We start from the raw sequence: 10,483 nt of genomic DNA on the forward strand, positions 1-10,483 counted from the left end.
GGGTGATGCTGCATTTCGAAGTACGCCGTCAGGGTAAGCCCGTCGACCCACTGAAGTACTTGCCGCCGCAATAAAGCGAGCCGACCATGCCGAAATCGAAGCGCCGTCTGCAGCAATCCGAGTCTGACAGCCAAGCCGCCCAGGTTTCGGTGGAGGACGGCGCGCAGTCGGGCGACGACGATGCGTTGCCCGACCTCGACGGCGCGCGTGATTTCGACGAACGCGAAGAGCGTGACGAGCGCGAGGCGGCCAGCGAGGAAGGCGGCACAGCCGATACGGCCGATGCCGCCGAGAGCGCGCCCGACGCCGACGATTTCCGCGCCATGCTGCAGGCCGAGCTCACGGCCGACACCATCCAGCATTATCTGAACCGGATCAGCGTGAAGCCGCTGCTCACCGTCGAGGAAGAGCAGCGCTACTCGCGGCTCGCCAAGGCCGGCGAGTTCGAGGCGCGCCAGGTCATGATCGAGCGCAATCTGCGCCTCGTCGTCAGCATTGCCAAGGGATATCTGAACCGCGGCGTGCCGCTGCTCGACCTGATCGAGGAGGGCAACCTCGGCCTCATGCACGCAATCGAAAAGTTCGATCCGACTCGCGGCTTCCGTTTCTCGACCTACGCGACCTGGTGGATCCGCCAGAGCATCGAGCGCGCGATCATGAATCAGGCGCGCACCGTGCGGCTGCCCGTGCACGTGATTCGCGAGCTCAACCAGGTGCTGCGCGCGAAGCGCCATCTGGAGAAGAACTCGCTCAACGCCGATTCGGCTTCTGAGCGGCGCGACGCGAGCATCGACGACATTGCCTATCTCACCGGCAAGACCACCGAGGAAGTCACCGACATTCTCGCGCTCAACGAGCACACGGCATCGCTCGACGCGCCGCTCGACCTCGACCCGGCCAGCAGCCTGCTCGACTTGCTGTCGGACGACCAGAGCCAGTCTCCTGACGCCGAAGTGCAGCATCGCGAACTCGAAACGCTTACGCGTGCATGGCTCGGGCGGTTATCCGATAAGCATCGTCATGTCATTGAGCGGCGCTTCGGGCTGAACCATATCGAACCGGCCACACTCGAAGAACTGGCCGACGAAATGGGCCTCACCCGCGAGCGCGTGCGGCAAATCCAGCAAGAAGCGCTGGTGCGCCTCAAGCGCTTTTTCGCTTCGAACGGCGTGCGCAAGGATGCCGTTCTATAAAACCTCGCAGTCCATCTGAATGACAGTTCCCGTACTCGTATTCGACATCGAGACGATTCCCGATGTCGACGGCATTCGCCGTCTCGATGATTTGCCCGCCACGCTCACCGACGCCGAAGTGGCCGCGCATGCGTTCGCGGCGCGCCGCGAGAAGACCGGCAGCGATTTCCTGCCGCATCATCTGCAGCGGGTCGCCGCGATCTCGTGCGTGTTCCGTGACGGGCAGGGCTTTCGTGTGCGCTCGCTCGGCACACCCGAAGACGGCGAAGCGCGCCTGATCGATTCGTTCTACCGCACGATCGAGAAGTACTCGCCGCAACTCGTTTCGTGGAACGGCGGCGGCTTCGATCTGCCGGTGCTGCACTACAGGGCGCTCGTGCACGGCATTCGTGCAGTGCGCTACTGGGAAATGGGCGATGCGGACCGCGAGTTCAAGTGGAACAACTACATCAGCCGCTATCACTCCCGCCATACCGACCTGATGGATCTGCTCGCGATGTACCAGGCGCGCGCGAACGCACCGCTCGACGCGCTCGCGAAGCTCTGCGGCTTTCCGGGCAAGCTCGGCATGGACGGTGGCCAGGTGTGGACGGCGTTTCAGGAAGGCCGCATCGAGGAAATCCGCAACTACTGCGAAACCGACGTCGTCAACACGTATCTGCTTTATTGCCGGTTCCAGTTGATGCGCGGTGGATTCACCGAACGCGAATATGCGGATGAGATCGATTTCGTGAAGCAGTCGCTCGCCATGGAGAGCGCGCCGCACTGGAGCGAGTATCTGGCCGCGTTTGCCGGTTGATCCTTGCGCGCGCGCCGTCGGCCTTCGATTGCCTTCGTTTGCCCTCGTCAGTCGCGCTCAGTCGATTTCGAGCACGATCGGCTGATGGTCCGAAGCCTGAGTCGCGGCGTCGATTTCGCAGCTTCGCAAGCCTGCTCCCAGATTTTCGGTGACGAACACGAAGTCGCACGTGAGCGGCCCATCCGACCACTGCGCCGTGTCGTAGACGCCCGCGGTCGGCGGTGGCGTCGCGCCGGGGTGGAGCACGGACCAGGCGTCGATGAATGCGGGGCTGCCGGCGAGCGGTTCGAGCATGCGCGTGTACGCTTCGCTGCCCCACGCGCTGTTGAAGTCGCCACAGACTATCGCGCCGACGGGCCGCGCGGTGGGGGCGAACGGCCCGACGTCGTTCTCTGCGGGCGCGGGGTGCGCCGCATGATCGGCCGCTTCCTGCTGCAGGCGCCGTAGCTCGTCCACCTGGGCAAGCCGCTGGCGCAGCGAGTAGAACTCCAGATGCGTGACCAGCACGCGCAACGCGCCACCCGGCGCGTCGAGTACGGCTTCGAGCGCAACGCGCTGCATTGACGGCGCGCTCGACTCGGCGGGCCAGGGCAATGCATGGCGAAAGACCTGCGCCACCGGCAGGCGCGTGGCGAGCGCGTTGCCGAACTGGCGGCGCAATCGCGGCAGCGGGTTTTGCTGCGGGTCTTGCGCGCGAGACAGCGCCGGTAAATCGGCCCCAATCGCCTCGACCACGGTGTAGCCCGGCAAGAGTGCCTCGAGTTCGGCGAACTGGTCGTCGCCGGGGCCGCCCGGCAGCGCGCGAAACCCCCGCGTGATTTCCTGCAGGCACAGCACGTCGAAGTCGGCAAGACGTTGCGCCTCGCGCACCGTGCGCGCCAGATCGACGGCGCCCGAGGCGTCGCGCCCCCACTGCACGTTCCAGCTCACGAGTTTCATCTGCACGCTCCTCGCATGGCGCGGCGGCGTCCGTCGCATGTCTACCCTAGCCTGGTTTCGCTTGATAGGTCGTTTGATAAGCTTCTTGCGCGGTGGCGCGTCGAATCGGGGTTTGCCCTCGTCTTGGGCAACGGAGCCAGGGTTCACCGGGAGCGTCGCGGCCGACATCGACTACAATCTCGCCTTCGCCCATCATTCATCCATCGTCTGTCAGGAATCCGCTGGTGTCTCAAGCTGCCCCCGACCCTCAAGCCGAACCCGTCTACGCCGAGCCTGCTCACGCCGAGGTGGCGTCGTCCGCGCCCGCGAAAAAGCGCAGCAAGCGCGAACGCCGCGCCGAAAAGCGCGCCGCCGTGGAAGCCTCGGTCGCTCATGCCCCGATTCTCGAGATCGAATCGCTCGACATGGAGGCGCGCGGCGTCGGCCGCACCGTCACGGAAACCGGCGAGCCCGGCAAGGTAATTTTTGTCGAGGGCGCGCTGCCTGGCGAGCGCGTGACCTACCTGAGCTACCGCAAGAAGCCGACTTTCGAGCAGGCACAGGTCGTGAGCGTGCTGCGCGAAAGCGCGATCCGCACGAAGCCGCAGTGCGCGTTCTTCGGCACCTGCGGCGGCTGCTCGATGCAGCATCTCGACGTGCGTGCGCAGATCGCCGTCAAGCAGCGCGTGCTCGAGGACAACCTCATGCACCTCTCGAAGGTGCGCTCGGAGACGATGTTCCGGCCGATTCACGGGCCGTCGTGGGGCTATCGCTACCGCGCGCGCCTCACGGTACGCAACGTGCCGAAGAAGGGCGGCGTGCTGGTGGGCTTCCACGAGCGCAAAAGCAGCTACGTGGCCGACATGACGAGCTGCGAGGTGCTGCCCCCGAACGTTTCGGCGATGCTCGTGCCGCTGCGCCATCTCGTGGCCGCGCTGTCGATCCGCGATCGTCTGCCGCAGATCGAGCTCGCGGTGGGTTCGAGCGTGACCGCGCTCGTGCTGCGCATACTCGAGCCGCTCACGGCCGCCGACGAAGACCTGCTGCGCGCCTTCGCCGACGAGCACAACGTGCAGTTCTGGCTGCAGCCCAAGGGCCCGGACACGGTGTTCCCGTTCTATCCGCTCGACAAGTCGCTCGACTACACGCTGCCGGAATACGGTATTCGCATGCCGTTCAAGCCGACGGACTTCACGCAGGTGAATCACCAGATCAACCGCGTGCTGGTCGGCCGCGCGCTGCGTCTGCTCGCGCCGCAGCCGGGCGACCGCGTGCTCGACCTGTTCTGCGGCATCGGCAATTTCACGCTGCCGCTCGCGCGCCTCGCGCGCGAAGTGGTGGGGATCGAGGGCAGCGATACGCTGACCGCCCGCGCGCTGGAGAATGCGCGCGCCAACGGTGTCGACGGCCACACGTCGTTCGCGTGCCGCAACCTGTTCGAGGTCACCGCCGACGACATCCGCGCACTCGGCCACTTCGACAAGTTCCTCGTCGATCCGCCGCGCGAAGGCGCACTCGCGGTTTCGCAGGCGCTCGCGGAAATCGCGCAAAGCGGCAATGGTCCGCTGCCGAAGCGCATCGTCTACGTGTCGTGTAGCCCCGCGACGCTCGCGCGCGATGCGGGCGTGCTCGTCAATGAGGCCGGCTACCGGCTCAAGGGCGCGGGCGTCGTGAACATGTTCCCGCACACGTCGCATGTGGAGTCGATTGCGCTGTTCGAGCGCGACTGAGAACGGCCTCGCGGCGCAGGCGGCACGCCTGCGTCGCAGCCGAAGCAAAAAAAAACGCCACGGTAGTTCCGTGGCGTTTTTGCTTGTGAGCGTACTTCAGCTTGCCGTAGCGGCGATCACCAGATCTGCCACCACGACTTGTTGTCCTTGCCGGCGCGCGCGTGGCCGGTGATGTACGGGCTGTCCGGGAAGGTACCGGCGAGCACGCGGCGGGTGTCCTCGGCGAGCTGCGGCTGATTGAGCTTCTGGTACGACAGGATCATGATGTGCAGCGCGTCTTCGATGGCCGGCGCGCTCTTGTACTCCTGAATTGCGAGCTGCGCACGGTTGATGGCCGCTACATAGGCGCCACGGCGGTAGTAGTAGTCGGCCGCGTGCACTTCGTGGGATGCGAGCGCATTGACGATATAGCGCATGCGCTGGGCCGCATCCGGCGCGTACTTGCTCTGCGGATACTTGTCGACCACCGTCTTGAACGCGTCATACGACTCGCGCAGCGATTTCGGGTCGCGCTCGCTCATGTCCTGGCCCGAAAAGCGGCCGAACAGACCGAGGTCGTCGTTGAAGTGGATCATGCCCTTGAGATAGTACGCATAGGCGATGTCCGGGTGATCCGGGTGCAGCTGGATGAAGCGGTTGATCGCCTGGTCGGCGGCGTCGTTCTCGTTGTCCTTCCAGTTGCAGTAGGCCACGTTGATCTGCGCCTGCTGGGCGAAGTGGCCGAACGGGTCGCGGCCCTGGAGCGCCTCGAAGTACTTCGCGCACTTGCCCCAGTCGCCGCCGGAGAGCGCGTCCTGGGCCTCCGTATATAATTTGTTGTTGTTCCACGCCGCTGTTTCGTCGGTCTTTTCCGGCAGGCCGTGGCAGGCCGCAACCACGGCGAGCGCGGCGCCGCAGGCGGCAAGTCGAATAACGTTGCCAATCTTGCCGAGCGTTTGTGCTCGCTCCGCGCGCATTGCGTTTCGGGCCACCGCTTGTTGGGCCAGTTTCGTAATCGTGTTCAAGGCTCGCATTTTCCAGTCCAGCTTCAGGTCCACAGGTGACCCAGACTCAATGACCCGTTCAGTTATTCCGGGGGCCGGCGCTCCCGGCGCCCAAAACAGCACCAGAGATTATAGCCTGGGCAATGCGCCCGATGACGCAGCCCCCAGTGACGCGCTCGACGACGAGCTTGCCGGCGAGGATGCCGCCGCGCCCGCCAGCGGCGCCTCGCGCACGCGTGCGGACGTTGCTCCGCGCTCGGTCCAGGTACCCGATGAACTCGCCGGCGAGCGCCTCGACAAGGTGCTCGCGAAGGTGTTTCCGGAGTTTTCGCGCAGCCGTCTCCAGGGCTGGATCGAAGAGCAGCGCGTGCACGTGGACGGCAAGCCGGCCAAGGTGCGCCAACCGGTGCCGCTCGGCGCGACCATCGAACTCGTGCCCGACCTCCTGCCCGAGCAACTCGCGTTTGCGCCTGAGCCGGTGCCGCTCGACGTCATCTACGAAGACGAGGCGATCGTCGTCATCAACAAGCCTGCGGGGCTCGTCGTGCATCCGGCCGCAGGCAACTGGAGCGGCACGATTCTCAACGGCTTGCTGCATCGCTACGGCGAAGCGGCGGCGGGCCTGCCGCGCGCGGGCATCGTCCATCGTCTCGACAAGGAGACCTCCGGGCTGATGGTCGTCGCGCGCACGCTTGAAGCGCAGACGGACCTCGTGCGCCAGTTGCAGGCGCGCACGGTGAAGCGCCGCTATCTCGCGCTCGTGTGGGGCAACATGCCCGACGAAGGCACCATCGACGCGCCCATTGGCCGCGACCCGCGCGAGCGCACGCGCATGGCGGTCGTGGCGGGTGCCGCGGGCAAGCCCGCGCGCACGCACTTTCGGCGCATCGACAAGACGCTCTGGCACAACCAGCCCGTGAGCGCCATCCATTGCGATCTGGAGACGGGCCGCACGCACCAGATCCGCGTGCATTGCGCGCACATCGGCCATCCGCTGCTGGGCGACCCGGTCTACGGCCACGCGCGCGGGCGGCGGTCGGTCGCGACGCTGCCCGACGGTTTCGCGCGCCAGGCGCTGCATGCGTGGCGCCTCGGCTTGGTCCACCCGGTGACGGGACGCGCGATGCAGTGGCGCGCCGAAGTGCCCGACGACATGGACGCATTGATCGAGGCGCTCGGCTTCGGCAGCGAGGAGAGCGAGGACGAACACGGCTTCGACGACGAGATGTTCGACAGCGCCTATACCGACGAGGGCTACGTGATCGGGAGCGACGAAGACGATTACGACGAGGAAGAGGAAGGCGAAGAAGGCGAAGACGACGATCAGCAAGACGAGGGCAAGCACGCATGACGACCTGCCCGGAATTGACATCCGCCGATCTGCTGTCTCCCGACTGGCAGGTTTCGCCGCGCGTGCGCGCGCTGGTGACGACGCGTAACGGCGGCGTGAGCGAGCCGCCTTTCGGGCGCTGGCAGGCGGCACGGGAGGAGCGGGGCGCCGAGGCCGGTCACGGCTTCGATCAGCCGGGAGGCCTGAACCTCGGTCGCGGCTCCGGCGACGAGCTCGCGCACGTCGAGGCCAATCGCGCGCGCCTGCTTGCGCACGCGGGCGTGCCTGCGGCGTGGCTCAAGCAGATCCACGGTCCGGTCGTGGTCGATGCTGCTGAGGCGCTCGCCGCCGCGCACGCGGGTGCGCCGCTCGAAGCCGACGCGAGCGTCACGGCCGAGCCCGGCATCGCCTGCACGGTGATGGTGGCCGACTGCATGCCCGTGTTGCTATGCGACGGCGCGGGCCGTGCCGTGGGCGCCGCGCATGCCGGCTGGCGTGGGCTTGCTGCGGGGGTCATCGAGCGCACGGCTGAACGTGTCGCGGCGCTCGCAGGCTGTTCGGCTGCCGAACTGCATGCGTACCTTGGCCCGGCGATCGGGCCGACGGCCTTCGAAGTCGGCGCAGACGTGCGTGACGCGTTCATGACCCAAGCCGAGGGTGTCGACGCGGCACAACGCGATGCGCACCGCGCTGCGACCGAGGCCGCCTTCGTTGCGCGCCCCGAGGCGAGCGGCAAGTATCTCGCCGATCTCCCCGCACTGGCCAGGCTGCGGCTCGACACCATCGGCGTGCGCCACGTGAGCGGCGGCGACCTGTGTACGGTGACGCTGCGCGAGCAGTTCTACTCCTATCGGCGCGATCGCGTCACCGGCCGCATGGCCGCCCTGATCTGGCTCCAGCCCTGAGCGTTTGCCGCCGTGCGCCGTGGCTTTCGCAATGGCGGCGGCGCTCGCGGCTTGGCATTTTTGTTGCACTGCATCTAATTTCGTGATGCGCTATGCACGATCCCCGGCGCATTGAATCGCCAAACCGTTCATTTCACTGCAAGCACTTGCCGTCACGGCGGATTTTTGTGCGCCAGGCCACACAGCGATGGCTTACGCGAGTTAAACGAATGATTACATCGGGAAAACGATAATTAAAAAAATATCGCAGTGCGGCAAAATCGGGCACAAGCATTGACACGCTTTGCCATGGGGAGCAAGAATGTCCCTCACCCACGGGACAGGACGTGACGAGCGCCGCAATGGTGCCCGTATGCGTACCACCTGCCTCTCAACCAGTCCTTCTGGACACATCGGTCAAAAGCAGGCATGACGGCATCTCAACGTTCCAAGACGGCCCCGGGCACGGGCGCACCAACTGACGACGCAGCGCGCTTCACTCAGTCTTTCGCTCCCGACGCTGCCGGCATGCAGCACTATCTCGACGCGTGGACGAACGCCTGGACGAGCGCCATGAATGCTGCGCAGCAAACGGGCGGCGCGGCGCAGCAAGCCCCCCTGGCAGGGCTCGCGGGCAACTGGTGGCCGCCCGCGGCCAACGGTGCAGCCAATCCTTTCGGCGCGACCAATCCCTTTGGCGCAAGCAATCCCTTTGCCGCAGGTAATCCCTTTGCCGCCGGCAACCCCTTCGGCGCGGCCAATCCGTTCGGCGGCACCAACCCCTTCGGCGCGGTCAACCCGTTCGAAGGGTTCAAGCTTCCCACGGCGTTGATCGAACCCACCCGCCTGCAGCATCTGCAAGCAGACTATTCACGCGACGCACTCGAGCTGCTGCGCCAGGCCACCGAGACCACACCCAAGGCGCCCGAACTCAAGGACAGGCGGTTTAGCTCCGACGCCTGGAAGGCGACACCCGCGTATGCTTTCACGGCCGCGTGGTATCTGCTCAACGCGCGCTATTTGCACGAGCTCGTCGACGCAATCGACACCGATCCGAAAACGCGCGAGCGCATCCGCTTCGCCGTGCAGCAGTGGACCGCGGCGGCGTCGCCCAGCAACTTCCTTGCGCTCAATCCCGACGCGCAGAACGCCATGCTCGAAACCCACGGTGAGAGTCTGCGCCAGGGCGTGATGAATCTGATCGGCGACATGACGCGCGGCAAGATCTCGCAAACCGACGAATCACGCTTCGTGGTGGGCCGCAATCTCGCGACCACCGAAGGCTCGGTCGTGTACGAGAACGCGCTGTTCCAGCTGATCCAGTACAAGCCGCGCACGGCCACCGTGCGGGAGCGTCCGCTCCTGATCGTGCCGCCGTGCATCAACAAGTTCTACATCCTCGATCTGCAGCCCGAGAATTCGCTCGTGGCGTATGCGCTGGAGCAGGGCCAGCAGGTGTTCCTCGTTTCGTGGCACAACGGCGACGCGTCTATCGCCGACAAGAGCTGGGACGATTACATCGAAGACGGCGTGCTCACGGCGATCAACACGGTGCGCAGCATCAGCGGGCGCGAGCAGATCAATACGCTCGGCTTCTGTGTGGGCGGCACGCTGCTCGCCACGGCGCTCGCTGTCGCTGCCGCGCGCGGCGAACATCCGGCGTCGTCCATGACGCTGCTCACCGCGATGCTCGACTTCGTCGACACAGGCGTGCTCGACGTATTCGTCGACGAGGCCCACGTGCAGATGCGCGAGCAGACCATCGGCGGCAAGAACGGCGGCACGCCGGGGCTCATGCGCGGCGTCGAGTTCGCGAATACGTTCTCGTTCCTGCGGCCGAACGATCTCGTGTGGAACTACGTCGTCGACAATTATCTGAAGGGCCGCACGCCCGCGCCGTTCGACCTGCTGTACTGGAACAGCGACTCGACCAGCCTGCCGGGCCCGATGTACGCGTGGTACCTGCGCAATACCTATCTGGAGAACAAGCTGCGCGAGCCGGGTGCGCTCACGGTGTGCGGCGAGGAAGTGGATCTCTCGCGCATCGACGTGCCGACCTTCATCTACGGCTCGCGCGAGGACCACATCGTGCCGTGGCGCACAGCTTATGCATCGGTGCCGCTACTTTCGGGGCCGTTGAAGTTCGTGCTTGGCGCGTCGGGTCACATTGCGGGTGTGATCAACCCAGCCTCGAAGAACAAGCGTAGTTTCTGGAGCGTCGAGTCCGACGCGAAGCATTTGCCCGAAGACGCCGACGACTGGTTCGCCGAGGCCGAGGAAAAACCCGGCAGCTGGTGGTCGACATGGGCCGAATGGCTCGATCAGTTTGGCGGCAAGAAGGTGAAGCCGCGTGCGCAGGCCGGCTCGGCGGAATTCCCCGAGATCGAGCCGGCACCTGGCCGTTACGTGCAGCAGCGCGACTGACACGCTGGCTGCGGGAAAACGGGTTATCAACTTGACGGGCGGGCGCATCGCGCGAATTCAAGCCGCCCTGAGGATCTGAAAATGACTGACATTGTGATCGTATCGGCCGCTCGTACCGCGGTAGGCAAATTTGGCGGCTCGCTCGCGAAGGTGGCGGCGCCCGATCTGGGCGCGATCGTGATCAAGGCGGCGCTGGAGCGTGCGGGCGTGACGCCCGAGCAG

Annotated in this window: 8 protein-coding genes and 1 pseudogene; 7 read left to right on the forward strand and 2 right to left on the reverse strand. The window is 65.7% G+C overall.

Annotated features, from left to right (window positions below; all coding sequences use genetic code 11):
- The first annotated feature begins 86 nt into the window (after window positions 1-86).
- Both rpoS and VMJ11_RS02335 read left to right on the forward strand, forming a co-directional pair.
- Window positions 87-1,193, forward strand: coding sequence for an RNA polymerase sigma factor RpoS (gene rpoS, locus VMJ11_RS02330; RefSeq protein WP_325616522.1), 1,107 nt, complete (start codon window positions 87-89; stop codon window positions 1,191-1,193).
- A 19-nt stretch (window positions 1,194-1,212) separates the two neighbouring features.
- On the forward strand, window positions 1,213-1,992 hold the full coding sequence (locus VMJ11_RS02335; RefSeq protein WP_325616524.1) for a 3'-5' exonuclease: 780 nt from the start codon (window positions 1,213-1,215) through the stop codon (window positions 1,990-1,992).
- 57 nt (window positions 1,993-2,049) lie between these two features.
- Here VMJ11_RS02335 and VMJ11_RS02340 read toward each other — a convergent pair whose 3' ends face one another.
- A complete protein-coding gene (locus tag VMJ11_RS02340; protein WP_325616526.1) occupies window positions 2,050-2,931 on the reverse strand; it encodes an endonuclease/exonuclease/phosphatase family protein in 882 nt (293 codons plus the stop codon).
- Between the two features lie 353 nt (window positions 2,932-3,284).
- Here VMJ11_RS02340 and rlmD point away from each other — a divergent pair, with 353 nt between their 5' ends.
- Window positions 3,285-4,640, forward strand: coding sequence for a 23S rRNA (uracil(1939)-C(5))-methyltransferase RlmD (gene rlmD / locus VMJ11_RS02345; protein WP_325616537.1), 1,356 nt, complete (start codon window positions 3,285-3,287; stop codon window positions 4,638-4,640).
- A gap of 116 nt (window positions 4,641-4,756) precedes the next feature.
- On the opposite strand, the gene VMJ11_RS02350 is transcribed toward rlmD, so the two are convergent.
- Window positions 4,757-5,596 (reverse strand): outer membrane protein assembly factor BamD, encoded by an 840-nt coding sequence (locus VMJ11_RS02350; RefSeq protein ID WP_414694271.1) that lies wholly within the window; start codon window positions 5,594-5,596, stop codon window positions 4,757-4,759.
- Between the two features lie 97 nt (window positions 5,597-5,693).
- On the opposite strand from VMJ11_RS02350, the gene VMJ11_RS02355 reads away from it, so the two are divergent.
- The 4 genes and pseudogenes from VMJ11_RS02355 to VMJ11_RS02370 form a co-directional block, all read left to right on the forward strand.
- Window positions 5,694-6,974 (forward strand): RluA family pseudouridine synthase, encoded by a 1,281-nt coding sequence (locus VMJ11_RS02355; protein WP_325616530.1) that lies wholly within the window; start codon window positions 5,694-5,696, stop codon window positions 6,972-6,974.
- Entirely contained in the window at window positions 6,971-7,858 is an 888-nt protein-coding gene (gene pgeF / locus VMJ11_RS02360; protein ID WP_325616533.1) for a peptidoglycan editing factor PgeF, read from the forward strand. Before VMJ11_RS02355 ends, pgeF begins: the two co-directional genes overlap by 4 nt.
- A 408-nt stretch (window positions 7,859-8,266) precedes the next feature.
- A complete protein-coding gene (gene phaC, locus VMJ11_RS02365; protein WP_414694272.1) occupies window positions 8,267-10,261 on the forward strand; it encodes a class I poly(R)-hydroxyalkanoic acid synthase in 1,995 nt (664 codons plus the stop codon).
- A gap of 81 nt (window positions 10,262-10,342) precedes the next feature.
- Window positions 10,343-10,483 (forward strand): annotated as a pseudogene (locus VMJ11_RS02370) (acetyl-CoA C-acetyltransferase); the annotation flags it as partial.

Origin of the sequence: Paraburkholderia sp. (assembly GCF_035501035.1) — a bacterium.
Lineage (GTDB): Bacteria > Pseudomonadota > Gammaproteobacteria > Burkholderiales > Burkholderiaceae > Paraburkholderia.